The organism is Pseudomonas sp. OV546 (genome assembly GCF_900116845.1).
Classification (GTDB): Bacteria; Pseudomonadota; Gammaproteobacteria; order Pseudomonadales; family Pseudomonadaceae; genus Aquipseudomonas; species Aquipseudomonas petroselini.
Genome location: NZ_FPCE01000015.1, coordinates 36,556 through 63,463, shown reverse-complemented (window position 1 = coordinate 63,463; position 26,908 = coordinate 36,556). Strand labels below are relative to the sequence as shown.

The 26,908-nt window shown below is 61.0% G+C and carries 23 protein-coding genes; 17 read left to right on the top strand and 6 right to left on the bottom strand.

Annotation, left to right across the window (positions count from 1 at the left end):
* Nucleotides 1-105 precede the first annotated feature (105 nt).
* Nucleotides 106-1,608: a nucleobase:cation symporter-2 family protein gene (locus tag BM403_RS26520; RefSeq protein WP_093546036.1), complete on the top strand. Its 1,503-nt coding sequence runs from the start codon at nucleotides 106-108 to the stop codon at nucleotides 1,606-1,608.
* A 116-nt stretch (nucleotides 1,609-1,724) separates the two neighbouring features.
* Here BM403_RS26520 and BM403_RS26515 read toward each other — a convergent pair whose 3' ends face one another.
* Together BM403_RS26515 and BM403_RS26510 are read right to left on the bottom strand one after the other, a co-directional pair.
* Nucleotides 1,725-2,657, bottom strand: a complete 933-nt coding sequence (locus tag BM403_RS26515; protein ID WP_012722916.1) for a proline iminopeptidase-family hydrolase — start codon at nucleotides 2,655-2,657, stop codon at nucleotides 1,725-1,727.
* Between the two features lie 92 nt (nucleotides 2,658-2,749).
* Nucleotides 2,750-3,514: a LuxR family transcriptional regulator gene (locus BM403_RS26510; protein ID WP_012722917.1), complete on the bottom strand. Its 765-nt coding sequence runs from the start codon at nucleotides 3,512-3,514 to the stop codon at nucleotides 2,750-2,752.
* A 182-nt stretch (nucleotides 3,515-3,696) separates the two neighbouring features.
* Between BM403_RS26510 and BM403_RS26505 the strand changes: the two genes are divergently transcribed.
* Genes BM403_RS26505 through BM403_RS26480 form a run of 6 tightly spaced genes read left to right on the top strand, consistent with a single transcriptional unit; the run spans nucleotide 3,697 to nucleotide 9,857 of the window.
* Entirely contained in the window at nucleotides 3,697-4,584 is an 888-nt protein-coding gene (locus BM403_RS26505; RefSeq protein WP_012722918.1) for a proline iminopeptidase-family hydrolase, read from the top strand.
* A gap of 3 nt (nucleotides 4,585-4,587) precedes the next feature.
* Complete coding sequence (locus BM403_RS26500) at nucleotides 4,588-5,535, top strand: ABC transporter permease (RefSeq protein ID WP_093545939.1); 948 nt, start codon at nucleotides 4,588-4,590, stop codon at nucleotides 5,533-5,535.
* Nucleotides 5,532-6,389 carry an ABC transporter permease gene (locus tag BM403_RS26495; protein ID WP_012722920.1) on the top strand — a complete coding sequence of 286 codons (858 nt, stop codon included), beginning with the start codon at nucleotides 5,532-5,534 and terminating at the stop codon, nucleotides 6,387-6,389. The genes BM403_RS26500 and BM403_RS26495 overlap by 4 nt, the downstream gene beginning before the upstream one ends.
* On the top strand, nucleotides 6,386-7,342 hold the full coding sequence (locus BM403_RS26490; RefSeq protein WP_046035078.1) for an ABC transporter ATP-binding protein: 957 nt from the start codon (nucleotides 6,386-6,388) through the stop codon (nucleotides 7,340-7,342). Before BM403_RS26495 ends, BM403_RS26490 begins: the two co-directional genes overlap by 4 nt.
* Nucleotides 7,339-8,310 carry an ABC transporter ATP-binding protein gene (locus BM403_RS26485; RefSeq protein ID WP_093545936.1) on the top strand — a complete coding sequence of 324 codons (972 nt, stop codon included), beginning with the start codon at nucleotides 7,339-7,341 and terminating at the stop codon, nucleotides 8,308-8,310. The genes BM403_RS26490 and BM403_RS26485 overlap by 4 nt, the downstream gene beginning before the upstream one ends.
* 32 nt (nucleotides 8,311-8,342) lie before the next feature.
* A complete protein-coding gene (locus tag BM403_RS26480; RefSeq protein WP_012722923.1) occupies nucleotides 8,343-9,857 on the top strand; it encodes an ABC transporter substrate-binding protein in 1,515 nt (504 codons plus the stop codon).
* Nucleotides 9,858-9,925: 68 nt separating this feature from the next.
* Here BM403_RS26480 and BM403_RS26475 read toward each other — a convergent pair whose 3' ends face one another.
* From BM403_RS26475 to BM403_RS26455, 4 genes are all read right to left on the bottom strand, one after another.
* Nucleotides 9,926-10,666, bottom strand: a complete 741-nt coding sequence (locus tag BM403_RS26475) for a YciK family oxidoreductase (protein ID WP_012722924.1) — start codon at nucleotides 10,664-10,666, stop codon at nucleotides 9,926-9,928.
* A 178-nt stretch (nucleotides 10,667-10,844) separates the two neighbouring features.
* A complete protein-coding gene (gene mupP, locus BM403_RS26465) occupies nucleotides 10,845-11,516 on the bottom strand; it encodes an N-acetylmuramic acid 6-phosphate phosphatase MupP (RefSeq protein ID WP_093545933.1) in 672 nt (223 codons plus the stop codon).
* A 4-nt stretch (nucleotides 11,517-11,520) separates the two neighbouring features.
* A complete protein-coding gene (gene ubiG, locus BM403_RS26460) occupies nucleotides 11,521-12,219 on the bottom strand; it encodes a bifunctional 2-polyprenyl-6-hydroxyphenol methylase/3-demethylubiquinol 3-O-methyltransferase UbiG (RefSeq protein WP_093545930.1) in 699 nt (232 codons plus the stop codon).
* A gap of 64 nt (nucleotides 12,220-12,283) precedes the next feature.
* Complete coding sequence (locus BM403_RS26455; protein ID WP_093545928.1) at nucleotides 12,284-13,615, bottom strand: TRZ/ATZ family hydrolase; 1,332 nt, start codon at nucleotides 13,613-13,615, stop codon at nucleotides 12,284-12,286.
* Between the two features lie 108 nt (nucleotides 13,616-13,723).
* Between BM403_RS26455 and mtnA the strand changes: the two genes are divergently transcribed.
* The 10 genes from mtnA (at nucleotide 13,724) to ihfB (ending at nucleotide 26,905) form a co-directional block, all read left to right on the top strand.
* Complete coding sequence (gene mtnA, locus BM403_RS26450) at nucleotides 13,724-14,800, top strand: S-methyl-5-thioribose-1-phosphate isomerase (RefSeq protein WP_012722927.1); 1,077 nt, start codon at nucleotides 13,724-13,726, stop codon at nucleotides 14,798-14,800.
* 424 nt (nucleotides 14,801-15,224) lie between these two features.
* Complete coding sequence (gene gyrA, locus BM403_RS26445) at nucleotides 15,225-17,879, top strand: DNA gyrase subunit A (protein WP_046035074.1); 2,655 nt, start codon at nucleotides 15,225-15,227, stop codon at nucleotides 17,877-17,879.
* 111 nt (nucleotides 17,880-17,990) lie between these two features.
* Nucleotides 17,991-19,076 carry a 3-phosphoserine/phosphohydroxythreonine transaminase gene (gene serC / locus BM403_RS26440; protein WP_012722929.1) on the top strand — a complete coding sequence of 362 codons (1,086 nt, stop codon included), beginning with the start codon at nucleotides 17,991-17,993 and terminating at the stop codon, nucleotides 19,074-19,076.
* Nucleotides 19,076-20,170 (top strand): prephenate dehydratase, encoded by a 1,095-nt coding sequence (pheA, locus tag BM403_RS26435; RefSeq protein WP_003172650.1) that lies wholly within the window; start codon nucleotides 19,076-19,078, stop codon nucleotides 20,168-20,170. Before serC ends, pheA begins: the two co-directional genes overlap by 1 nt.
* 9 nt (nucleotides 20,171-20,179) lie before the next feature.
* Entirely contained in the window at nucleotides 20,180-21,292 is a 1,113-nt protein-coding gene (gene hisC / locus BM403_RS26430) for a histidinol-phosphate transaminase (RefSeq protein WP_012722930.1), read from the top strand.
* Between the two features lie 28 nt (nucleotides 21,293-21,320).
* Nucleotides 21,321-23,531 (top strand): bifunctional prephenate dehydrogenase/3-phosphoshikimate 1-carboxyvinyltransferase, encoded by a 2,211-nt coding sequence (locus tag BM403_RS26425; protein ID WP_256577225.1) that lies wholly within the window; start codon nucleotides 21,321-21,323, stop codon nucleotides 23,529-23,531.
* Entirely contained in the window at nucleotides 23,528-24,217 is a 690-nt protein-coding gene (cmk, locus tag BM403_RS26420) for a (d)CMP kinase (RefSeq protein WP_012722932.1), read from the top strand. Before BM403_RS26425 ends, cmk begins: the two co-directional genes overlap by 4 nt.
* 120 nt (nucleotides 24,218-24,337) lie before the next feature.
* Nucleotides 24,338-26,029 carry a 30S ribosomal protein S1 gene (gene rpsA / locus BM403_RS26415; protein ID WP_093545922.1) on the top strand — a complete coding sequence of 564 codons (1,692 nt, stop codon included), beginning with the start codon at nucleotides 24,338-24,340 and terminating at the stop codon, nucleotides 26,027-26,029.
* Nucleotides 26,030-26,191: 162 nt separating this feature from the next.
* On the top strand, nucleotides 26,192-26,476 hold the full coding sequence (locus BM403_RS26410) for a hypothetical protein (RefSeq protein ID WP_012722934.1): 285 nt from the start codon (nucleotides 26,192-26,194) through the stop codon (nucleotides 26,474-26,476).
* 132 nt (nucleotides 26,477-26,608) lie between these two features.
* On the top strand, nucleotides 26,609-26,905 hold the full coding sequence (gene ihfB / locus BM403_RS26405; RefSeq protein ID WP_003218804.1) for an integration host factor subunit beta: 297 nt from the start codon (nucleotides 26,609-26,611) through the stop codon (nucleotides 26,903-26,905).
* The last annotated feature ends 3 nt before the right edge of the window (nucleotides 26,906-26,908 follow it).

Here is a 26,908-nt window from a genome sequence, read left to right as displayed (position 1 = left end):
GCCGATGGAGGGTATCTTGTTCGATTGATTGTATACAACTCTATGGACATCCAGTCCGAACATTGCATACAGTGGCCGCACAACAAAAACAGAGAACTCCTCACCATGACTATCCCGAAGGCGTCACCGCAGCGGCCAGAAGATGAGAATCTCGGCGTCGCCGCCAACATGGCTTACGGCCTGCAACATGTGCTCACCATGTACGGCGGTATCGTCGCGGTACCGTTGATCGTCGGCCAGGCAGCCGGGTTGTCGCCGGCAGACATCGGCTTGCTGATTGCCGCGTCATTGTTTGCCGGTGGCTTGGCCACGCTATTGCAGACCCTGGGGCTACCGTTTTTTGGCTGTCAGTTGCCGCTGGTGCAGGGCGTCTCGTTTGCCGGTGTGGCAACCATGGTGGCGATTGTCGGCAGCGATGGCGCTGGCGGGGTGCCGGCGATTCTCGGGGCGGTGATGGCCGCGTCGTTTATCGGGCTACTGATTACCCCGGTGTTTTCGCGGATCACCAAGTTTTTCCCGCCGCTGGTGACGGGTATTGTGATCACCACTATCGGCCTGACCCTGATGCCCGTCGCGGCGCGCTGGGCCATGGGCGGCAACAGCCGCGCCGCGGATTTCGGCAGCATGTCAAATATCGGCCTGGCGGCATTGACGCTGGTGCTGGTGTTGCTGCTGAGCAAGATCGGCAGCGCGACCATTTCGCGCTTGTCGATCCTGCTGGCGATGGTGATCGGCACCGTGATTGCAGTGTTCCTCGGCATGGCCGATTTTTCCGGCGTGACCCAGGGGCCAATGTTCGGTTTCCCCACGCCATTCCATTTCGGCATGCCCACCTTCCATGTCGCCGCGATCATTTCCATGTGCATCGTGGTGATGGTGACCCTGGTCGAGACCTCGGCGGACATCCTGGCCGTGGGTGAAATCATCGACACCAAGGTTGATTCCAAACGCCTCGGCAATGGCCTGCGCGCCGACATGCTGTCGAGTATGTTTGCGCCGATCTTCGGGTCCTTCACCCAGAGTGCCTTCGCCCAGAACGTCGGCCTGGTCGCGGTTACCGGGGTCAAGAGCCGCTTTGTGGTGGCCACGGGCGGGCTGTTCCTGGTGGTCCTCGGCCTGCTGCCTTTTATGGGGCGAGTGATCGCGGCGGTGCCCACCTCGGTGCTGGGCGGGGCGGGGATTGTGCTGTTCGGCACTGTGGCAGCCAGCGGTATCCGCACTTTGTCAAAGGTCGATTACCGCAACAACATGAACTTGATCATCGTGGCGACATCCATCGGTTTTGGCATGATCCCGATTGCTGCGCCGAGCTTCTACGATCACTTTCCGAGTTGGTTTGCGACCATCTTTCACTCGGGGATCAGCTCCTCGGCGATCATGGCGATCCTGCTGAACCTGGCGTTCAACCATTTCACCGTGGGCAATTCGGACCAGCAATCGGTGTTTGTGGCGGGGACTGAGCGCAGTTTGTGCTTCCGTGATGTGTCGGAACTGCGTGATGGGGATTACTTCAAAGGCGGCAAGCTGTTTGATGCCGAGGGCAGGGAGATCCCGTTGGTGGCGGAGGTGCCTAGGAAGGTCACCAAACCCGAGGCTAGCGAGGCCTGAATGTGGGAGGGGGCTTGCCCCCGATTACGGTGTATCAGCTGAGTGATTGGCTCCTGACACACCGCTATCGGGGGGCAAGCCCCCTCCCACAATTGGAATGCATCCAGCTTGAGCATTCAGCCCGCCTTGAGCACGTTGTGCGGTACTGAACACACCTCATCCAGAAACTTCACCACGGTCCCCATGCACGCCTGGCGTTCTTCCACATGCGGCATGTGGCTGGAGTCTTCAAACAGCGCCCAGCGCACATCTGCGATTTCATCCAGGAACGGCTTGACCACCAACGGCGTCGCTTCGTCGTGCCGGCCGGAAATCACCAGCGTCGGCACGTTGATGGCCGACAGGCGGCCAATGGATTTCCAGTCCTTCAAGCTGCCGATCACATGGAATTCGGTCGGGCCGCTCATGGCGTGGTACACCGTCGGGTCCGCATCGACCTGGGCGAAAGTGCGTGCCACTTCTTCCGGCCAAGGGTTGACCCGGCACACGTGATGGTCATAAAACACCCGCGACGCCGCGAGGTATTCCGGGTCCTGATAGGTGCCGGCGGCTTCATGCTTGAGCAGGGTTTCATGCACACCTTCCGGCAGCAATTTGCGCAGGCGGTTGGCTTCGCTGACCCAGGTGCGCATGCACGTCGGCGAGTTGGCCGGGATGAAGGCGCGCAGGCCCTTGGGTTGCAAAATCGCATGTTCACTGCCGAGCATGCCACCCCAGGACTGGCCGAGGATCGCGTAGTTATCGCTGATCTGCAGGTGGTCCAGCAGGTTGTTCAGTTCTTCGAGGAACAGGCCCACGGTCCAGAAGGACGGGTCTTTGTCAGGCAGATGGGTGGAGCGGCCGTTGCCCAACTGGTCGTAGTGGATCACGGCGTGGCCGCTGGCGGCGACGTCCTTGAAGGCGTCTACATAGTCATGCGTGCATCCGGGGCCGCCGTGGATAACCACCAAGGGGGTGCGGCCGCTGGAGAGGTCACCGGTGACGCGGTACCAGGTTTGGTAGGCGCCAAACGCCGCATAGCCTTCGCGGATCTTTTCGATGAATTCCATTTCGTGCCCTGCTCTGAAAAAAGGATCAGGGACACGATAAGGCGTCATGGAAATTTAAGTAACTAGCAAAACAGCTAGGTTTTGCCGGACGGTCAGTCCTCCAGCAGGCGGTAATGAGTGGCGCGAACCACCGCCTGTACGCGGTTCTTGGCCCCCAGCTTGTGCATCGCCGAGGCCAGGTGCAGGGTGACCACCGCCAATGAGCGGCTCAGTTGCGTGGCTATTTCAGCGGCGGTCAGGCCGTCGGCGGCCCATTTGAGGCACTCGCGTTCGCGTTTGGTCAGGTGAATATGCGGGTAAGTGCGCAGTTCCTTGCTGAACAGCGGGTAGGCTGCTTCCTGCAAGGCGTGGGAAATCAGGCTGAAATCCGACAAGGTCTGCTGCGCATCCTGCAGCACACTGTGGGCCTTGCCGGTACGCAAGCCGGTCAGCGAGGCGAAGCCGCCGCGTGGCAGGTGGATCGGCACGCTGACGCCGCAGGTCAACTGCTGGTCATGCAGGTAGGTCGACACCGGGGCGTGGCAGGGATCGATGATCTTTTGCAGGGGGGTGTCGACCTTGACATCGTAGGACCACACGAAGGGCGACACCGTACTCAGGGCCAGATGTTGCACCGGATCGATCTGGTAGAAGCCCTTGCTGCACCATAAGGCGTGCCAGTCGGGCGGGGTGTTGCGCAGTTCCAGCACCGAAGGGGTGATCAAGGCGCCATCCTGGTCGATCGGCACCGGGGTGTAGTCATACACCAGTGCATCGAAACCCAACTGCTGGGCGAGGATAAACGTGTTGTCCATCTGCTCGTCCAGGCTCCTGCCCGGCATCAGACGGTGATTTAAGGCAGTAAGCTTGGCCAGCATCCGTTCTGCTCCCGAATTCATTTGAATCTCGACTTGCTGCAAGTAGAATGCCACGCCCCGGCGAAGGACTGCCAGGCCAAACCTATAAGAAATGCTAGGTTATGGACGCGCGGCATCCTCGGTAGTGTTGGTCGATAAACGGCCGCTACCTGCCAGGCCGACACAACACAAGGAATGTATGCATGTGGCGTGAAATTGCCCCCGACCAGCAGTACAACGTGCAAGTCGACGGCCATAACCTCGTGGTCTACAGCTTTGGCGAAGGCGATGAGGTGCTGCTGTGCCTCAACGGCGGGCCGGGCCTGCCGTGTGACTACCTGCGCGACGCCCATGGCTGGCTCAAGGAACACAACCTGCGAGTGGTTGCATTCGACCAGCTTGGCACGGGCGCATCAGCCAGACCCACCGACGTTTCGCTGTGGGAAATCGGCCGATATGTCGAAGAAGTCGAAACCGTGCGCCAAGCCCTGGGCCTGGGCCGCGTGCATCTGCTCGGGCATTCCTGGGGCGGCTGGCTGGGCATCGAATACGCCATCCATTACCCCGACGCGCTGAAAAGCCTGATCCTCGAAAACACCGTCGGTGACATTCCGCACCTGTCCCAGGAGCTCGAACGCCTGCGTGGCGCCCTCGGCAGCGAAACCGTGGCGATGATGCAGCGCCACGAAGCCATGGGCACCCTGGACCACCCGCAGTACCAGGCCGCGATCACCTTGCTCAACTACCGCCACGTGTGCCGTCTCGACGAATGGCCCGAGCCGGTCAAACGTTCCCTCGGCGACTGGAACATGGGCCCTTACGAAACCATGCAAGGCCCCAACGAATTCCTCTACATCGGTAACCTCAAGGACTGGAACCGCATCCCTGAGATGGCCGCGTTCACGATGCCGATCCTGATCACCACCGGCCAGCACGACGAACTCACCCCGGCCTGTGCCCTGCGCATGAAAATGGCGGCCAAACACGCCCAATTGCACGTTTTCCCCAACAGCAGCCATATGCCCTTTTATGAGGAACCCCAGGCGTACTTCCCGGTGCTGTTGGACTTCCTTGCGCGTCATCGAGGCTGACGGATGAACCTGGCGCGCTACCGTTTTGTCCTGTCCCGGCCGCTGCAGTTGCTGCCGGTGCTGTTTGGCATCAGCCTGATTACCTTTGTGCTGGTGCGCTCGATTCCCGGCGACCCGGCCCGTGCCCTGCTGGGTTCGCGCAGCACGCCGGACGCCTTGCTGAAAATCCGCGCCCAGTACGGCCTCGACCAGCCGTTGTGGCTGCAATATTTCTACTTCCTGAAAAATCTGCTCAAGGGCGACCTCGGCCAATCGCTGCTGTACAAGGTCGACGCGCTCAAGCTGATCGTCACCCGCATCGAACCCACGCTGGTATTGGTGCTCGGCAGCGTGGTGCTGGCGCTGCTGATCGCGGTGCCGCTGGCGACGTTGGCCGCGCGTAACAAGGGCGGCTGGGCGGATAACCTGATCCGCGTGTTCACCACGGTCGGCCTGGGCATGCCGGCGTTCTGGCTGGGCTTGATGCTGATCCTGTTGCTGAGCGTGCAGTGGGGCTTGTTTCCTGTGTCCGGTTACGGTCGCACCTGGCTGGACAAGGCGCATCACATGGTGCTGCCGTGCCTGACCATCGCCCTGGCGCTGTCGGCGGTGTTGGTGCGCAACCTGCGGGCGAGCATGCTGATGGCGTTGCAGGCTGACCATGTCACCGCCGCCCGGGCTCGTGGGCTGTCGGAAGCCGCCGTGTTTCGCCGCCATGTGTTGCCCAATTCCCTGGTGCCGGCGGTCAACCTGCTGGCGGTGAATATCGGCTGGCTGATCAGCGGCACGGTGGTGATCGAAAGCCTGTTTGCCATTCCCGGCATCGGCCAGTTGCTGGTGCGCGGCATTTTCACCCGCGACTACATGGTGGTGCAGGGCGTCGCCATGGTGCTCGCCTGCGCGACAGTGGTGGTCAACTTCATCGCCGACGTGGTGACCGTGGCCCTCGACCCACGGGTGAAGATGCAATGAGCAGCCGCCCGTTGATTGCCCCGTGGCGTCTGCGCCTGCGTTTTGGTTTTCGCAATGGCCGGCTGACGGCTGCGTGGGGCCTGTTGATTTTGCTGGTGTGGCTGGCGCTGGCGCTGTGTGCGCCGTGGATTGCACCTTATGACCCGATTGCGCAAAACACCGATATCAGTTTGCTCGGCCCGAGCCTTGCTCATCCCTTTGGCACGGATAACTACGGTAGGGACATCCTGTCGCGGGTCATCTGGGGCGCGCGCATTGACCTGCAGTTGGCCATCGTCGGGGTGATTTTCCCGTTCATGATCGGCACCTTTGTCGGCGCGGTGTCGGGCTATATCGGCGGGCGTTTCGACAGTTTCTGCATGCGCTTGATCGACGTGATCCTGGCATTCCCGTTCCTGGTGTTGATGCTGGCGATCATGGCCATCCTTGGTCCAGGCCTGAAGAGTTTCTATATCGCCATGGCGTTGGTGGGCTGGGTGTCGTATGCACGGCTGATCCGCTCGCAAATACTGGTGCTCAAGGAAAGCGACTTTGCCCTGGCCGCCAAGAGCCTGGGCTTTGGCCATGGGCGCATTCTGTTCCGGCATTTATTGCCTAACGCCATGTTCGGCTCGATCGTGTTTTCCATGTCTGACGCCGTATTGGTGCTGCTCAATGGAGCCGCCGTGAGTTACCTGGGCCTGGGCGTGCAACCGCCGACCGCCGAGTGGGGGACGATGGTGGCCGAGGGGCAAGCCTTTATCACCACCGCGTGGTGGATCTGCACCTTCCCAGGGCTGGCCATCGTGACCTTGGCCATGGGCTTCAGCTTGCTGGCGGATGGCGTGGCGCAAGTGTTGGGGGATCGCTCATGAGTGTGCTGCAGGTGCGCGATCTCAGCGTGATCGCCAACAATGCCGGGCGCGAGGTGACCTTGGTCGACCGCGTGTCTTTCGATCTGGCCGAGGGCGAAATCCTTGGCTTGGTGGGCGAGAGCGGCTCGGGCAAGACCATGGCCTGTCGCGGTCTTATGCGCTTGCTGCCATCGCCCAACCTGCGGGTGCAGGGCGGTGCTGTAAGGCTGGCCGGGCAGGACCTGTTGCAGCTGGATGATGCGGGGATGCGCGCGATACGCGGCGGGCAACTGGGCATGATTTTCCAAAACCCCAGCAGCCACCTTGATCCGCTGATGCGCATTGGCGAACAGATTGCCGAAGGCATTCGCCTGCACCAGGGCGCATCGAAGAAAGATGCCCGGTTGCAGGCCATCGACGTGTTGCGCCAGGTGGGCATTCCCGATCCCCAGGCGCGCATCGACAACTACCCCCACGAGTTTTCCGGCGGCATGCGCCAGCGCGCAATGATCGCCGTGGCGCTGGGCTGCAACCCGAAAGTGCTGATCGCCGACGAGCCGACCACCGCCCTGGATGTGACGGTGCAGGCGCAAATCCTGCGGCTGTTGCTGGACCTGCGCGATCAACGCGGTCTGTCGATCATCATGATCACCCACGACCTCGGTGTGGTCGCGCAAACCTGCGACGCCATCGCCGTGATGTATGCCGGGCGCCTCTGCGAGCACGGCAGCAAATACGACCTGCTGGCCCGGCCACAGCACCCGTACACCGCCGGTTTGATCGACTGCCAGCCCGCCCACAGCAGTGGCCACGCCTTGCTGCGCACCATCCCCGGGCAGCCGCCGTTGCTGGATGCATTGCCCGCCGGCTGCCGGTTCAACCCGCGTTGCCCGCAGGTCGGCGCCTTGTGTACCGAGGTGCTGCCGGAAGGCGCGCGCGTCGCCTGTCATTACCCGTTGGGAGCGCAGCCATGAGCCTGTTGCAGATCAAGGATCTCGAGGTGAAGTTTGCCGCGTCCGGCACCGGCCTGTTTGGTTTGAACAAGCAGTGGGTAAGGGCGGTGAACGGCGTGTCGCTGAACCTGGCGGCGGGCGAAACCCTGGGGCTGGTCGGCGAGTCCGGCAGCGGCAAAAGCACCTTGGGCCGCGCCATTCTGCACCTCAACCCGATCAGCGCCGGCCAGGTGTTGTTTGATGGCGTCGACATGGCGCATGGCAGCGCCATCGACATCACCCGCCTGCGGCATGAAACCGCGATGATCTTCCAGGACCCGTACGCCGCGCTAAACCCGCGCCACACCATCGGCGAAACCATCGCCGAAGTGCTGCGGGTGCAGCGCAAGGTCGCGCCGCAGCAGATTCCCGCGCGCGTGAATGAGTTGCTCGACCTGGTCGGCCTGCGCCCCGAACTCGCCGACCGCAAACCCGGCTCCCTCAGCGGCGGGCAATGCCAGCGCGTCGGCATTGCCCGGGCGCTGGCGGTGGAGCCACGACTGATCATCGCCGATGAGTGCGTGGCGGCGCTGGATGTGTCGATCCAGGGCCAGATCATCAACCTGCTGCTGGAACTGCAACAGCGCATGAACCTGGCGATCCTGTTCATCGCCCATGACCTCGCCATCGTGCGCCGCCTGTGCGACCGCGTGGCGGTGATGTACCTGGGCAAGATCGTCGAGGAAGGCCCGGTGGAGGCGGTCTTTACAACGCCACGCCATCCGTACACGGCGGCGCTGATCCATGCGATTCCCGAGATTGACCCGCATCGGCCGTTACCTACGGAGCCCTTGCCGGGTGAACCCCCGAGCCCACTGAATTTGCCTACGGGCTGTGCCTTTCATCCGCGTTGCCGGCATGCCCGCTCCATGTGTTCCGTGGTGTTGCCGCCGACGCATTTCCTGCACGAGCATCGGTACAGTTGCGTGCTTGAAGAACCTTTGCTTTAACCCTCTGCCATTCATTAACAAGGAGTTGTGATATGCAATCGCGCCACTTGAAGTTGCTCGCCGCCGCCACATTGACCGCCTGGTCGCTGACCGCTGGTTTCGCCCAGGCGGCGGGTGTATTGACCATCGGCTGCCGTGAAGACAGCACCACGTTCGACCCGATCAAAAGCGCTCAGAACCGAGACACCTGGGTCTTCGCCAACGTCTACGACACCCTGGTGCGCGTCGACAACCTGGGCACCAAGATGGAGCCGGGCCTGGCCGAAAGCTGGGACATCTCCAAGGACGGCCTGACCTACACCTTCAAGCTGCGTGATGCGAAGTTCTCGGATGGCTCGCCGATCACCGCCGAAGATGCGGCGTTCAGCCTGTTGCGTATTCGCGACAACAAGGCCTCGCTGTGGGCCGATCCGTTCAACCTGATCAACACCGCCAAGGCGTCGGACCCGAAAACCCTGGTGGTCACCCTCAAGACTCCGGCGGTGGCCTTCCTCTCGCAACTGGCGTCGCCGACGGTATCGATCCTGTCGGAAAAAGCCATGACCAAGATGGGCGAAGACGCCTACTCGGAAAACCCGGTGACCTCCGGTGCGTTTACCGTGGACGAGTGGCGCAAGGGCGATCGGGTGATCCTCAAGAAGAACCCGAACTTCTGGCAGGCCAAGAACGTGAGCCTGGATGGCGTGGAGTGGGTGTCCGTCACCGACGACAACACCCGCATGCGCATGGTGCAGAACAACGAGCTGGACACGGCGATCTTCGTGCCGTTCTCACGGGTTGAAGAGCTGAAGAAAGACAAGAACGTGGTGATCCACGCCGACCCGTCGACCCGTGAAGATCACCTGCTGATCAACCACGCCCATGGCTTGCTGGCCAAGCAGGAAGTGCGTGAAGCGCTGGACATGGCTATCGACAAACAATCGCTGGTCAAGACCGCCACCTACGGTCAGGGCACCGTGGCCTATTCCTACATTCCAAAGGGCTCGCTGTACCACTACGCCAACAACCTGCAGCGCCCGTACGACCCGACCGCCGCCAAGAAGCTGCTGGAGCAGGCCGGCGCCAAGGACTTGAAGCTCAACTACGTGGTCAACGCCGGCAACGAAGCCGACGAGCAGATTGCGGTGATCATCAAGGACCAACTGGCCAAGGTCGGCGTGACCGCCAACCTGCAAAAGGTCGACCCGACCCAAAGCTGGCAGATGCTGGTGGACGGTGAGTACGATATTTCGGTGATGTACTGGACCAACGACATCCTCGACCCGGACCAGAAGACCACCTTCGTGCTGGGCCACGACACCAACCAGAACTACATGACCCGCTACAAGAACGACAAGGTCAAGGACCTGGTAGCCGCCGCACGCATCGAGGCCGACCCGGCCAAGCGTGAGCAGATGTATGTGGAATTGCAGAAATTGGCGAAACAGGACGTGAACTGGATCGACTTGTACTACAGCCCGTACATCAACATCTCACGCAAGAATGTGAGCAACTTTCTGCAAAACCCGCTGGGGCGTTTCACCCTTGAGGAAGTGGTGAAAAACTAAAGAACACTGCAATAAAAAATGTGGGAGGGGGCAAGCCCCCTCCCACATTTGGTTTTATAGGGTGCCTGTTATTGCGCGTCGAACGCCTGCCCGTTGATGCCGGCACTGTCCGGCCCCATCAGGTACAGGTACACCGGCATGATCTCTTCCGGCGCCGGCCTTTCCATCGGGTTTTCCCCTGGGTACGCCTGGGCGCGCATGCTGGTGCGCGTGCCACCGGGGTTGATGCTGTTGGCCCGTACTGCCGCCACGTCCTCCAGCTCATCGGCCAGGGTTTGCATCAGCCCCTCGGTCGCAAACTTTGACACCCCATAAGCCCCCCAATACGCCCGGCCCTTACGCCCGACGCTGCTGGAGGTGAAGACCACCGACGCATCCTGGGACAGTTTGAGCAGCGGCAGCAGGGTGCTGGTCAGCATGAACATCGCGTTGACGTTCACGTGCATGACCCGCATGAAATTCTCACCGGACAACTGCTCGATCGGCGTGCGTGGGCCGATGATCGAGGCGTTGTGCAGCAGGCCGTCGAGGTGGCCGAATTCTTTTTCGATCATCGCGGCCAGCTCATCGTACTGATGGGGCAGGGCGGTCTCCAGGTTGAACGGGATCACCACCGGTTGCGGCTGGCCCGCCGCTTCGATTTCGTCATAGACCTGGGCCAGGTTGGCTTCGGTCTTGCCCAGCAACAGCACGGTAGCGCCATGGGCGGCGTAGGTTTTCGCCGCTGCCGCGCCAATCCCGCGACCGGCACCGGTCACCAGGATGATTCGGCCTTTGAGCAGTTCTGGACGTGCGGAGTAATCAAACATAAACAACCTCGACAGAATTCACAGAAAATCCATGTGATTGATCGCAGCCTTTGCTTTTGTGGCGAGGGAGCTTGCTCCCGCTGGGGCGCGAAGCGGCCCCAAAAGATGGGCCTGCTACGCAGGCCAGCGGGAGCAAGCTCCCTCGCCACAAAGGCACATCAGCCGCAAGCATTCCCAATCAGCAACTGCACAGTGCGTTATCCAGCACTTTGCGCAGCTCCAGCGGGTGATCCACCACCACATCGGCACCCCAATGGCGCGGGTTGTCGTCCGGGTGGATATAGCCGTAGGTCACCGCCGCGGTACGGGTGCCGGCGTCGCGGCCGGACTCGATATCGCGCAGGTCATCGCCCACGAACAGCACGCTGGCCGGGTCCAGGTCGAGCATCTTGCACGCCAGGATCATCGGCTCCGGGTCCGGCTTGCTGTTTTTCACATGGTCGGGGCAGATCAGCAGCGCCGAGCGCTCGGCCAGGCCCAGCTGCTGCATGATCGGTTCGGCAAAGCGCAGTGGCTTATTGGTGACCACGCCCCAGATCAGTTTGGCTTTTTCGATGTCTTCCAGCAGCTCGGCCATGCCGTCGAATAATTTGCTGTGGACCGCGCAGCCCTTGAGGTAGCGCTCGAGGAACTCCTGGCGCAGCGCTTCAAAGCCTGGGGATTCCGGGTCCATCGAGAAGGTCACGGCGACCATCGCCCGTGCACCGCCGGAGATTTCATCGCGGATGTGCTGGGGATTGATCGGCACCAGGCCGCGGTCGGCGCGCATGGCCTGGCAGATGGCGATAAAGTCCGGCGCGGTGTCCAGCAGGGTACCGTCCATATCGAAGAGAACCGCTCGCAACTTCACAGGCTCACTCCTCGCGCAGGGTCTGGATCATGTAGTTGACGTCAACATCGCTGGCCAGCTTGTAGTGTTTGGTCAGCGGGTTGTAGGTCAGGCCGATGATGTCCTTGACGGTCAGCCCGGCCTGGCGGCTCCAGGCGCCCAGCTCGGAAGGGCGGATGAATTTCTTGAAGTCATGGGTGCCGCGCGGCAGCAGCTTCATGATGTATTCGGCGCCGATGATCGCGAACAGGTAGGCCTTGGGGTTGCGGTTGATGGTGGAGAAGAACACCTGGCCGCCCGGCTTGACCATGCGGAAGCACGCACGGATCACCGAGGACGGGTCCGGCACGTGCTCGAGCATTTCCAGGCAGGTGACCACGTCGAACTGATCGGGCATCTCTTCAGCCAGGGCTTCGGCGGTGATCTGGCGATACTCCACGCTCACGCCGGATTCCAGCTGGTGCAGCTGGGCCACCGCCAAGGGCGCTTCACCCATGTCGATGCCCATCACGGTCGCGCCGCGCTGGGCCATGGCTTCGCTGAGGATGCCGCCGCCGCAGCCCACGTCCAGCACCTTCTTGCCGGCCAGGTTGACGCGTTCGTCAATCCAGTTGACCCGCAGCGGGTTGATGTCGTGCAGGGGTTTGAACTCGCTTTCGCGGTCCCACCAGCGGTGAGCCAGGGCTTCGAATTTGGCGATTTCGGCGTGGTCGACGTTGCTCATGGTGAATCCTCTAAATCTGATAAATCGGTTTGTCAGCCCTGAACGATACGGTTCAAGACCGGCGTTATTCGCTGTGCCCGCTGATACGTTGGCCCCAGGCGATGGCCGTGGCGGTCAACTGGTGTTCATCCATGCGGGTCAACTGCCGGTCGTCGAGCAATTGCTTGCCGGCGACCCAAAGGTGTTTCACGCAATCGCGTCCAGTGGCATATATAAGTTGTGAGACCGGATCGTAGATCGGTTGTTGCGCCAGCCCCGACAGATCGAAGGCAACGATATCCGCCGCCTTGCCGACCTCCAGCGAGCCAATCTCGCTTTCCAGGCCCATGGCTCGCGCGCCATTGAGCGTCGCCATGCGCAGGGCACGGTGGGCATCCAGCGCCGTGGCCGAACCGGCGACGGCCTTCGCCAGCATCGCCGCAGTGCGGGTTTCGCCCAGCAGGTCGAGGTCATTGTTGCTGGCGGCGCCATCGGTGCCGATGGCCACATTCACGCCAGCCTGCCACAGACGCTCCACCGGGCAAAAGCCGCTGGCCAGTTTCAGGTTGGATTCCGGGCAATGGATGACGCTGGTGTTGCTTTCTACCAGCAAAGCCAGGTCATCCTCGCTGATTTGGGTCATATGAACGGCCTGGAAGCGCGGCCCCAACAGCCCGAGGCGACCCAGGCGCGCCAGTGGGCGCTCGCCGGTCTGCTCGACGGCTTGCTGCACTTCAAAGGCGGTTTCGTGAACATGCATATGGATCGTGGCGTCCAGCTCTTCGGCGATTACGCGGATTTTTTCCAGGTTGTCATCGCACACGGTGTAAGGCGCATGGGGGCCGAAGGTGATCTTGATGCGCGGGTGGTGCTTGAGGTCGCCGAACAGTTCGATGCCCTGGCGAATCGCCTCATCGGCCGTGCTGGCGCCGGGAATCGGGAAGTCGAGGATCGGAATCGCGATCTGCGCGCGCATGCCGCTGTTGTGCACGCAGTCGCTGGCGACCTTGGGGTAAAAGTACATGTCGGAGAAGCAGGTGATGCCACCCTTGAGCTGCTCGGCGATGGCCAGGTCGGTGCCGTCGCGTACGAACGCTTCATCGACCCACTTGGCCTCGGCGGGCCAGATGTGTTTTTCCAGCCAGGTCATCAGTGGCAGGTCGTCGGCCAGGCCGCGAAACAGGCTCATCGCCGCATGCCCGTGGGCGTTGATCAGGCCAGGGCTGAGCAGCATGCCCGGCAGCTCGCGCACCTCGTGGGTTGCCAGCTTCAAGGCCGCTGCCCGTGGCCCGATAAAGGCAATGCGCCCATCGCGGATGCCCAGGCCATGCTCCTTGAGCACCACGCCAGCGGGTTCGACAGGCACCAGCCAGGTTGGCAGCAGCAACACGTCGAGCGGGGCGGCAGTGGCGGTCATCGCGGGCTTCTTCCCAGGCAGCTATAAAAGAAGGGCGAAGTATACCCGAGCGTCCTGGCTGGCGGATCGCTATAATCGGCGGCTTTGTTCTTGAGTGCGGAGTAAGGGATGCGCGATCGACTGTTGGCAGCGGAGAAGGTGAAGGCCATCGATTGGCGTGATGGCGCGCTGTACCTGCTCGATCAGCGTGCCTTGCCATCCCGGGAAAGCTGGGTGGCCTGCGTGACGGTCGAAGACGTGGCGGCAGCCATCCGTACGATGGTGGTGCGCGGTGCGCCGGCCATTGGCATCAGTGCTGCGTATGGCCTGGTGTTGGCGGCCCGTGTGCGCATCGCCGAGGGCGGTGACTGGCAGGCTGCCTGGGAAGAAGACTACGCACTGTTAGCCGATGCCCGTCCCACCGCATCGAACCTGTTCTGGGCGTTGAAGCGCATGCGCGACCGTCTGGATCGCGTCAAGAAGCACGCCGATCCGCTGGCGGTGCTGGAAGCCGAAGCCATTGCGATCCATGAAAGTGATCGCGAAGCCAACCTGACCATGGCCCAACTGGGCGTCGAACTGATCCGCAAGCACCAGGGCAATGCCCAGGCCATCCTCACCCACGGCAACGCAGGCGCCCTGGCGACCGGCGGCGTGGGAACGGCGCTCGGAGTGATTCGCGCGGCCTACCTGGAGGGCATGGTCGAGCAGGTCTATGCCAACGAAACGCGCCCCTGGCTGCAAGGTTCGCGGCTGACCGCCTGGGAACTGGCGGGCGAGGGCATTCCGGTGACGGTGAATGCCGATTCGGCGGGGGCGCATATCCTCAAGACCAAAGGCGTGACGTGGGTGATCGTCGGCGCCGATTGCATTGCCGCCAATGGTGACGTGATCAGCAAGATCGGCACCTACCAGCTGGCGGTGTGCGCGATGCACCATGGCGTGCGTTTCATGGTGGTGGCGCCGAGTTCCACCCTGGACATGATGATGGCCACTGGCGATGACGTTGCCCTGGAAGAGCGCGATGCCGGTGAGTTGCTGGAAGTGGCCGGCCAGCGCTTTGCGGCGGATGTGAATGCCTACAACCCGGTGTTTGACGTGACGCCGGCCGACCTGATCGACGTGATCGTGACCGAGAAAGGTGTGGTCGAGCGGCCGGATACGGCCAAATTGGCCAAGTTGATGTGCCGTAAGCGGTTGCATTGAGGGGTGTGGTGTTTGTGGAATGGCCATCGGGGGCAAGCCCCCTCCCACACTTGAGCGGCCAACGCATTCAAAATGTGGGCGGGGGCTTGCCCCCGATTGGCTTTATAAGTCAACAAAACCCTCGGATCTGCCCTCAGAAAAAAGCACCAACCCACCTCTGAGCCCCTCTCGTCGCCCTCAAGCCTGTCATCCGTCAACTTACTATGCTCCATGCGCATCAGGGGGATAGGTGCGTGGCGGCGATTGTGATAACATCCGGCGGTTTCCAGGGCCACCCCGAGGGGTGGCCTATAACGTGCAGATCCGTGTCATAACTCGTTGATTTGTCGTAAGTCGTTGTCAGGCACTCTGCCGGCAGCGGCGAGCTTCGTTCGTCCCAAATGGATGTGACGAGGTTTCACCCGAAAAAGGAATCAGGCTTCTCATGGGCGAACTGGCCAAAGAAATCCTCCCGGTCAATATCGAAGACGAGCTGAAACAGTCCTACCTCGACTACGCGATGAGCGTAATTGTCGGTCGGGCACTGCCTGATGCGCGCGATGGCTTGAAGCCCGTGCACCGGCGTGTGCTGTTCGCGATGAGCGAGCTGGGTAACGACTGGAACAAGCCGTACAAGAAATCTGCCCGTGTTGTCGGTGACGTGATCGGTAAGTATCACCCTCACGGCGACACTGCGGTGTACGACACCATCGTTCGGATGGCCCAGCCGTTTTCCCTGCGCTACCTGCTGGTAGACGGCCAGGGCAACTTCGGTTCGGTCGACGGCGACAACGCTGCGGCCATGCGATACACCGAAGTGCGCATGACCAAGCTGGCGCACGAGCTGCTGGCCGACCTGCATAAAGAAACCGTGGACTGGGTGCCGAACTACGACGGCACCGAAATGATCCCGGCCGTCATGCCAACCAAGATCCCCAACCTGCTGGTCAACGGTTCCAGCGGTATCGCCGTGGGCATGGCCACCAACATCCCGCCGCACAACCTCGGTGAAGTCATCGACGGTTGCCTGGCCCTCATCGACAACCCCGAGCTGACCGTCGATGAGCTGATGCAATACATCCCCGGTCCGGACTTCCCGACCGCCGCGATCATCAACGGTCGCGCCGGCATCATCGAAGCCTACCGCACCGGTCGCGGCCGCATTTACATGCGCGCCCGCTCGATGATCGAAGACATCGACAAGGTCGGTGGCCGCCAGCAGATCGTCATCACCGAGCTCCCTTACCAGCTGAACAAGGCGCGTCTGATCGAGAAGATCGCCGAGCTGGTTAAAGAGAAGAAGCTGGAAGGCATCACCGAGCTGCGCGACGAGTCCGACAAAGACGGTATGCGCGTCGTGATCGAGCTGCGCCGTGGCGAAGTGCCTGAGGTGATCCTCAACAACCTCTATGCCCAGACCCAACTGCAAAGCGTGTTTGGTATCAACGTGGTTGCACTGATCGATGGCCGCCCACGCATCCTGAACCTCAAGGATCTGCTGGAAGCCTTCGTCCGTCACCGTCGCGAAGTCGTTACCCGCCGTACCGTGTTCGAACTGCGCAAGGCCCGCGAGCGCGGCCACATCCTGGAAGGCCAGGCGGTTGCGCTGTCGAACATCGACCCGGTGATTGCCCTGATCAAGGCTTCGCCGACCCCGTCGGAAGCTAAAGAAGCCCTGATCAAGATGCCGTGGGAGTCCAGCGCCGTGGTGGCGATGGTTGAACGTGCCGGCGCCGACTCGTGCCGTCCGGAGACCCTGGACCCGCAATACGGCCTGCGTGACGGCAAGTACTTCCTGTCGCCGGAACAGGCCCAGGCCATCCTGGAACTGCGCCTGCACCGCTTGACCGGCCTGGAGCACGAGAAGCTGCTGGCCGAGTACCAGGAGATCCTCAACCAGATCGGCGAGTTGATCCGCATCCTCAGCAGCGCCGTGCGCCTGATGGAAGTGATCCGCGAAGAACTGGAAGTGATCCGCGCCGAATACGGCGACGTGCGCCGCACCGAGATCCTCGACGCGCGCCTCGACCTGACCCTGGGTGACATGATCCCGGAAGAAGAGCGCGTGGTGACCATTTCCCACGGTGGCTATGCCAAGACCCAGCCTTTGGCGGCGTACCAGGCCCAGCGCCGTGGCGGTAAAGGTAAATCGGCTACCGGCGTCAAGGATGAGGACTACATCGCTCACCTGCTGGTCGCCAACAGTCACACCACGCTGCTGCTGTTCTCCAGCAAGGGCAAGGTGTACTGGCTGAAAACCTACGAAATCCCGGAAGCGTCGCGTGCCGCCCGTGGTCGTCCGCTGGTCAACCTGCTGCCGCTGGACAGTGATGAATACATCACCACCATGCTGCCGGTCGAGGAATACACCGAAGGTCACTTCATCTTCATGGCGACCGCCAAAGGCACCGTGAAGAAGACCCCGCTGGAATCCTTCAGCCGTCAACGCAGCGTGGGCCTGATCGCCCTGGAGCTGGACGAAGGCGACGTACTGATCTCCGCCGCCATCACCGATGGCGAGCGTGAAGTCATGCTGTTCTCCGATGGTGGCAAGGTGACGCGCTTCAAGGAATCCGACGTTCGTGCCATGGGCCGTACCGCCCGCGGTGTGCGCGGCATGCGCCTGCCGGAAGGGCAGAAGCTGATTTCGATGCTGATCCCGGAAGAAGGCAGCCAGATCCTCACCGCTTCCGAGCGCGGTTATGGCAAGCGTACGGCCATCAGCGAGTTCCCGGAGTACAAGCGTGGCGGCCAGGGCGTGATCGCCATGGTCAGCAACGACCGCAACGGCCGTCTGGTCGGCGCGGTCCAGGTGCTCGACGGCGAGGAAATCATGCTGATTTCCGACCAGGGCACCCTGGTGCGTACCCGTGTGGCTGAAGTGTCGAGCCTGGGCCGTAACACCCAGGGCGTGACCTTGATCAAGCTGGCCAAGGACGAAAAACTGGTCGGCCTGGAGCGTGTCCAGGAGCCGTCGGAAGTCGAAGGCGAAGAGCTGGAGGGCGAGGAATTTGAAGGCGAGGTGATCGCAGCAGGCGATGACAACGTCGACGAGCCAACCCTCGATGCTGCCGCAGACGAAGAAGAACCGCAGGAATAAGCGGACACACAGGGGGCGGATGAAGATTCGCCCCCTTGTTGTTTGTCCCTTATGAAAGTATTGAAACACCCGTTTATTGCACCACCCCACCAGATCAGAGTGAGATTGGATGTGAGCAAGAGAGCCTATAACTTCTGTGCCGGTCCCGCGGCGCTTCCTGAAGCAGTCCTGCAGCGTGCGCAGGGTGAACTCCTCGACTGGCATGGAAAAGGCCTCTCCGTGATGGAAATGAGCCATCGCAGCGATGAGTTCGTGTCCATTGCCACCAAAGCCGAGCAGGATCTGCGCGACTTGCTGGGCATCCCCTCCCACTACAAAGTGCTGTTCCTGCAGGGCGGCGCGAGCCAGCAGTTCGCCCAGATCCCGCTGAACCTGCTGCCGGAAGACGGCACTGCCGACTACATCGACACCGGTATCTGGGGTCAGAAAGCCATTGAAGAGGCCTCCCGCTACGGTCACGTCAATGTGGCGGGCACCGCCAAGCCTTACGATTACTTTGCCATTCCCGGCCAGAACGAGTGGAAGCTGTCGAAGGACGCCGCCTACGTGCATTACGTAGCGAACGAAACCATCGGCGGCCTGGAATTCGACTGGGTACCGGAAGTCGGCGACGTTCCGCTGGTGTGCGACATGTCTTCTGACATCCTTTCGCGCCCGATCGATGTGTCCAAGTACGGCATGATCTACGCGGGTGCGCAGAAGAACATCGGCCCGAGCGGCATCCTGGTCAACATCATCCGCGAAGACCTGCTGGGGCGTGCCCGTTCGCTGTGCCCGACCATGCTCAACTACAAGGTCGCGGCTGATAACGGCTCGATGTACAACACCCCGCCGGCGTTCGCCTGGTACCTGTCCGGCCTGGTCTTCGAGTGGCTGAAAGAGCAGGGCGGCGTCGCCGCCATGGGCAAGCTCAACGAAGAGAAGAAGCGCACCCTGTACGACTTCATCGACGCCAGCGGCCTGTACAGCAACCCGATCAACCTGACCGACCGCTCGTGGATGAACGTGCCGTTCCGCCTGGCTGACGATCGCCTGGACAAGCCATTCCTGGCCGGTGCCGACGAGCGCGGCCTGCTGAACCTCAAGGGCCACCGTTCGGTCGGTGGCATGCGCGCCTCCATCTACAACGCTGTCGACATCAACGCCATCAAGGCGCTGATTGCCTACATGGCAGAGTTCGAAAAGGAACACGGCTAATGTCTGAGCAAGAACTCAAGGCCCTGCGCGTACGCATTGATAGCCTGGACGAGAAAGTCCTGGAACTGATCAGTGAGCGCGCGCGGTGCGCCCAGGAAGTGGCACGCGTGAAGATGGCGTCCCTGGCGGAAGGTGAAGTGCCGGTGTTCTACCGGCCTGAGCGTGAAGCCCAGGTGCTCAAGCGCGTGATGGAACGCAACAAGGGCCCGTTGGGCAACGAAGAGATGGCGCGGTTGTTCCGTGAAATCATGTCCTCGTGCCTGGCGCTGGAGCAGCCGCTGAAAGTGGCTTATCTCGGCCCTGAGGGCACCTTCACCCAAGCGGCGGCCATGAAACACTTCGGTCACGCAGTGATCAGCAAGCCCATGGCGGCGATCGACGAAGTGTTCCGTGAAGTGGCAGCCGGTGCGGTGAATTTTGGCGTGGTGCCGGTGGAAAACTCCACCGAAGGCGCGGTCAACCACACGCTGGACAGCTTCCTCGAGCACGACATGGTGATCTGCGGCGAAGTCGAGTTGCGTATCCACCACCACCTGTTGGTGGGCGAGAACACCAAGACCGACAGCATCAGCCGTATCTATTCCCACGCCCAGTCCCTGGCCCAGTGCCGCAAATGGCTGGATGCGCATTACCCGAATGTCGAGCGCGTGGCGGTCTCCAGCAACGCCGAAGCGGCCAAGCGGGTCAAGGGTGAATGGAACTCGGCGGCCATCGCCGGTGATATGGCGGCGGGCCTGTACGGCCTGACGCGCCTGGCCGAAAAAATCGAGGACCGCCCGGACAACTCCACGCGCTTCCTGATGATCGGCAGCCAGGAAGTGCCGCCGACCGGCGACGACAAGACTTCGATCATCGTCTCCATGAGCAACAAGCCCGGCGCGCTGCATGAACTGCTGGTGCCGTTTCACGACAACGGGATTGACCTGACGCGCATCGAGACTCGTCCTTCGCGCAGCGGTAAATGGACTTACGTGTTCTTTATCGACTTCATCGGCCATCACCGCGACCCACTGGTCAAAGGCGTGCTCGAGAAAATCAGTCAGGAAGCCGTTGCACTCAAGGTGCTGGGCTCTTACCCGAAAGCGGTTCTGTGAGGCGTTAACATGAGTGGCAACTTCCTCGCCCTGGCTCAGCCGGGCGTGCAACAACTGTCGCCTTACGTTCCGGGCAAGCCTGTGGACGAGCTGGCGCGTGAGTTGAACCTGGATCCGTCCAAAATCGTCAAGTTGGCGAGCAACGAGAACCCGCTGGGCCCTAGCCCTAAAGTGCTGGCGGCGATCCGTGAAGAGTTGGCTGAGCTGACCCGCTATCCCGATGGCAACGGCTTTGCGCTCAAGTCCTTGCTTGCGGAGAAGTGCCGGGTCGAGCTGAACCAGGTGACCCTGGGTAACGGTTCCAACGACATTCTTGAGCTGGTCGGTCGTGCCTACCTGGCGCCGGGCCTGAACGCGGTGTTCAGTGAACATGCGTTCGCGGTCTATCCGATCGTGACCCAGGCGGTCGGCGCTGACGCGCGCATTATTCCTGCGAAGGAATGGGGTCATGACCTGCCGGCCATGCTGGCGGCCATCGACGCACAGACCCGCGTGGTGTTTATCGCCAACCCGAACAACCCGACCGGCACCTGGTTCGACGCTCAGGCGCTGAACGACTTCCTGCAAGACGTGCCTGAGCACGTGCTGGTGGTGCTGGACGAGGCGTACATCGAATACGCCGAAGGCAGCGACCTGCCGGACGGCCTGGATTTCCTGGCTGCCTACCCGAACCTGCTGGTCTCGCGCACCTTCTCCAAGGCTTACGGCCTGGCGTCGCTGCGGGTCGGCTACGGTTTGTCCAGCGCGGTCGTCGCTGACGTGCTGAATCGCGTGCGCCAGCCGTTCAACGTCAACAGCCTCGCCCTGGCGGCGGCCTGTGCGGCGGTGAAGGATGCCGAGTACCTGGAAGAAGGCCGCCGCATCAACGAAAGCGGCATGTTGCAGTTGCAGCAAGGCTTCCGTGAGCTGGGCCTGGGCTGGATTCCGTCCAAGGGCAACTTCATCTGCGTCGACCTCGGCCAGGTGGCTGCCCCGGTCTTCCAGGGCCTGCTGCGCGAAGGCGTGATCGTGCGTCCGGTGGCCAACTACGGCATGCCGAACCATCTGCGTATCACCATCGGTTTGCCGGCTGAAAACAGCCGCTTCCTGGAGGCATTGGCCAAGGTTCTGGCTCGTGGTTGATGTCACTGCATTGCAACCTGCTGTGCCTATGATCGGTCGCCTGGTGGTGGTCGGTCTGGGGTTGATCGGCGGCTCTTTCGCCAAAGGCCTGCGTGAAAGCGGGCTGTGCGGCGAAGTGGTCGGTGTGGACCTGGACCCGCAATCGCGCACGTTGGCGGTTGAGTTGGGGGTGGTGGATCGTTGTGAGGCGGACCTGGCGCTCGCGTGCCAGGGCGCTGACGTGATCCAGCTGGCCGTGCCGATCCTGGCCATGGAGAAGCTGCTGGCCGTGTTGGCGGGCATGGACCTGGGCCAGGCGATCCTGACGGATGTCGGCAGTGCCAAGGGCAATGTGGTGCGTGCGGCGCAACAGGCGTTTGGCGGCATGCCCGCGCGCTTTGTGCCGGGCCATCCGATTGCCGGTTCCGAGCAGAGCGGGGTGGAAGCGTCGAATGCGCAGCTGTTCCGTCGCCACAAAGTCATCCTGACGCCGCTTACGCAAACCGACCCGGCCGCGTTGGCGGTGGTGGATCGTCTGTGGCGTGAGCTGGGGGCGGATGTCGAGCACATGCAGGTCGAGCGTCATGACGAAGTGCTGGCGGCGACCAGCCATTTGCCGCATTTGCTCGCTTTTGGCTTGGTGGACTCGCTGGCCAAGCGCAACGAAAACCTTGAGATTTTCCGTTACGCCGCCGGTGGCTTCCGCGATTTCACGCGGATTGCCGGCAGCGACCCGGTGATGTGGCATGACATCTTCCTTGCCAATCGCGAAGCGGTGTTGCGCACCCTGGACACCTTCCGCAGTGACCTCGACGCCTTGCGCGACGCGGTCGATGCCGGAGATGGCCACCAATTATTGGGCGTGTTCACCCGTGCGCGGGTGGCGCGTGAGCATTTCAGCAAGATCCTGGCGCGCCGGGCCTACATGGAAACCGCAGTGAACACCGATGACCTGACCTTCCTCGCCAATCCGGGCGGCCGCTTGAGCGGACGCATTCGGGTGCCGGGTGACAAGTCGATCTCCCATCGGTCGATCATGCTGGGTTCGTTGGCCGAGGGGGTGACTGAGGTCGAAGGTTTCCTCGAAGGCGAGGACGCCTTGGCGACGTTGCAGGCGTTTCGTGACATGGGCGTGGTGATTGAAGGGCCGCACCATGGGCGCGTGACCATTCATGGCGTGGGGTTGCATGGCTTGAAGCCGGCACCGGGGCCGATCTACCTGGGTAACTCCGGTACGTCGATGCGCCTGCTGTCCGGTTTGCTGGCTGCGCAGCGCTTCGACAGTGTGCTGACGGGCGACGCGTCCCTGTCCAAGCGCCCGATGAATCGCGTGGCCAATCCTCTGCGGGACATGGGCGCGGTGATCGAGACCGGGCCGGAAGGGCGTCCGCCGCTGACTATTCGGGGTGGTCAGGCGTTGAAAGGCCTGACGTACGCCATGCCGATGGCCAGTGCCCAGGTCAAGTCCTGCCTGTTGCTGGCGGGGTTGTATGCCGAGGGCAAGACCGCCGTGACCGAACCGGCACCGACCCGTGACCATACCGAACGCATGTTGCGCGGTTTTGGTTACCCGGTGGCGGTGGAGGGCGCGACGGCTTCGCTGGAGTCGGGTCATGCCTTGATCGCCACCCATATAGAAGTGCCGGGGGATATTTCCTCCTCCGCATTTTTCCTGGTGGCAGCGTCGATCGCCGAGGGTTCCGAGCTTTTGCTGGAGCACGTGGGGGTCAATCCGACGCGTACCGGGGTGATCGAGATCCTGCGGCTCATGGGGGCGGATATCACCCTGGAAAATCAGCGCGAAGTCGGCGGCGAGCCTGTGGCGGACTTGCGGGTGCGTGCGGCGTCATTGAAGGGGATCGAGATTCCCGAAGCGCTGGTGCCGTTGGCCATCGATGAGTTCCCGGTGCTGTTCGTCGCGGCGGCCTGCGCCGAAGGGCGGACCGTGTTGCGTGGGGCGCAAGAGCTGCGCGTGAAGGAGTCCGACCGTATTCAGGTCATGGCCGATGGTCTGCTGGCACTGGGGGTGAAGTGTGAACCGACCCCCGATGGGATTATCATTGACGGTGGCCTGATGGGCGGTGGTGACGTGCACGCCCATGGCGATCACCGGATTGCCATGGCGTTCAGCGTAGCTTCCCTACGGGCGGCGGCGCCGATTCGTATCCATGACTGCGCCAATGTTGCTACGTCTTTTCCGAACTTTCTTACACTGTGTGCCCAAGTCGGCATCCGTGTTGCCCAAGAGGCTCAATTGTGAATATCAAAGCACCGGTGATTACCATCGACGGGCCAAGCGGCTCGGGCAAAGGCACGATCGCCGGCATCCTGGCCAAGCGCCTGGGCTGGTGCCTGCTGGATTCCGGCGCGCTGTACCGCCTGCTGGCATTTGCCGCTCGCAACCATGGCGTCGACCTGACCAACGAAGAATCCCTGAAGCTGCTGGCGGCGCACCTGGATGTGCAGTTCGTCGGCGCGACGGAAGGTCATCCCCAGCGCATCATCCTCGAAGGGGATGATGTGACGGATGACCTGCGTAACGAACAAGTCGGCTCCTGGGCTTCCCAGGTAGCCGCACTGCCGGCCGTGCGTGATGCGCTGCTGCAGCGCCAGCGGGCGTTTCAGGAGCCGCCGGGCCTGGTGGCTGATGGCCGTGACATGGGGACCGTGGTGTTTCCCGAGGCGCCCTTGAAGATTTTCCTGACCGCCAGCGCCGAGGAGCGGGCTCGCCGCCGTTACTTGCAGTTGAAGGGCAAAGTCGATGGTGTTAGTCTGTCGAGTCTGCTAGATGAGATCCGTGCACGCGATGAGCGTGATACCCAGCGCGCAGTAGCCCCGCTTAAACCGGCGGCTGATGCCATACAGCTGGATTCCACGGAGTTGTCCATCGAGCAGGTGCTGGAACGCATCATGAGCGAGATCGCCATTCGCGATATCGCCGGGTGACCAAGAAGGCCGCAGGGGACCAGTCATAGTCCTGCGGTGGCTTCTTTTAACTGAAACTGACCCACACCGTCTGGGGTGTGGAGATGGGCGTATTCTTCGCCCTTATCAACAGGAATTAAAATGAGCGAAAGCTTTGCGGAACTCTTTGAAGAAAGCCTAAAAACCCTGAACCTTCAGGCAGGCTCCATCATCACCGGTGTTATCGTTGATATCGATTACCAAGCTCGCTGGGTAACCGTTCACGCTGGTCTGAAGTCTGAAGCTCTGATCCCGCTGGAACAGTTCTACAACGATGCTGGTGATCTGACAATCAGTGTCGGTGACGAAGTTCACGTTGCTCTGGACTCGGTTGAAGACGGTTTCGGTGAAACCAAGCTGTCCCGTGAAAAAGCCAAGCGCGCTGAATGCTGGATTGTTCTCGAAGCAGCCTTCGCAGCTGAAGAAGTGGTCAAGGGCGTTATCAACGGTAAGGTTAAAGGCGGCTTCACTGTCGACGTTAACGGCATCCGTGCGTTCCTGCCAGGTTCTTTGGTCGACGTTCGTCCAGTGCGCGACACCACGCACCTGGAAGGCAAAGAACTCGAATTCAAGGTCATCAAACTCGACCAGAAACGCAACAACGTTGTCGTTTCCCGTCGCAGCGTCCTGGAAGCAGAGAACTCCGCCGAGCGTGAAGCTCTGCTGGAATCCCTGCAGGAAGGCCAACAAGTCAAAGGTATCGTCAAAAACCTCACCGACTACGGCGCATTCGTCGATTTGGGTGGCGTGGATGGCCTGCTGCACATTACCGACATGGCTTGGAAGCGCATCAAGCATCCTTCCGAAATCGTCAACGTTGGCGACGAGATCGATGTCAAGGTTCTGAAATACGATCGCGAACGCAACCGTGTTTCCTTGGGCCTGAAGCAACTGGGTGAAGATCCATGGGTCGCTATCAAAGCCCGTTACCCAGAAAGCACTCGCGTCACCGCGCGTGTTACCAACCTGACTGACTACGGCTGCTTCGCAGAGCTGGAAGAAGGCGTTGAAGGCCTGGTACACGTTTCCGAAATGGACTGGACCAACAAAAACATCCACCCTTCGAAAGTCGTACAAGTCGGCGACGAAGTGGAAGTTATGGTTCTGGACATCGACGAAGAGCGTCGTCGTATCTCCCTCGGCATCAAGCAGTGCAAATCTAACCCATGGGAAGATTTCTCTGGCCAGTTCAACAAGGGCGATAAAATCTCCGGCACCATCAAGTCGATCACCGATTTCGGTATCTTCATTGGTCTGGACGGCGGCATCGACGGCCTGGTTCACCTGTCCGACATCTCCTGGAACGAAGTGGGCGAAGAAGCTGTTCGTCGTTTCAAGAAGGGCGACGAGCTGGACACCGTTATCCTGTCGGTTGACCCAGAGCGCGAGCGTATCTCCCTGGGTATCAAGCAACTGGAAAGCGACCCGTTCTCTGAATACGTTCAGGACAACGACAAAGGCGCAATCGTTAAAGGCATCGTGAAAGAAGTTGACGCTAAAGGCGCCATCATCACTCTGGCCGACGATATCGAAGCGACTCTGAAAGCCTCCGAAATCAGCCGTGACCGCGTTGAAGACGCACGTAACGTTCTGAAAGAAGGCCAGGAAGTAGAAGCCAAGATCATCAGCGTTGACCGCAAGAGCCGTGTAATCCAGCTTTCCATCAAGTCGAAAGACGATGCTGAAGAGAAAGAAGCCATCCAAAGCTTGAAAGACAAGCCTTCGGATAGCATCGCTGCTGGTCCTACCACTCTGGGCGACCTGTTGCGTGCACAAATGGAAAAACAGAACTAAGTTCTGTCAGACCATAGAAAAAGGGCGACTTCGGTCGCCCTTTTTTGTGCCTGAAATTTGTTGAATCAACGTCGAGAACCAAGGTGAGTAGATCAGTGTCAGAACTGACTATAGTCTTAGGAAAAAAGCGGTTCTCGTGATGTCGCTTCAGTAAGGAGTTGAATGAACAGGCTTATTGTAATACTCGCAGTGCTCATGCTCGCAGGCTGCTCTACCACCAGTGCCAAGACCCACGCTAAGCGCGGCGTCAGCGGCATCGAGATCGACTGCTCGGGGCTGGGCAACAAGTGGGACAAGTGCGAGAAGCGCGCCGCCCGTGAGTGCAAGATGCAGGGCTATAAGGTCATCACCAAGTCCAGTGACGCCACGGACGAAGAGGGCGACTACCTGTTCGGCTGGAACCCTGCTGGCGCGGTGACTCGCAAGATGCTCGTCATCTGCAATTGAGGCGGTTACGTGTTTCACGCAGGTGTTTATTTAACCAGCAGATAAGTTTATGCATGGGCTGTTCAAATTCATCAAGTCATGCTAAAACCTTCGAAGCGCTTTTCCTAGCTGCTTGAAAAAGAAGGGAAAAATATGACCAAGTCGGAGTTGATCGAACGAATTGTCACCCATCAAGGGCTGCTCTCATCCAAGGATGTTGAGCTGGCTATCAAGACCATGCTCGAGCAAATGTCCCAGTGCCTGGCGACTGGTGATCGGATTGAGATCCGTGGGTTTGGCAGCTTCTCGCTGCACTATCGCGCGCCGCGGGTAGGGCGGAATCCCAAGACTGGGCAGTCGGTGAGTCTGGATGGGAAGTTTGTGCCTCATTTCAAGCCAGGGAAGGAGTTGCGGGATCGGGTGAACGAAGACGAAGAAGAAGGCGTCTGAGTC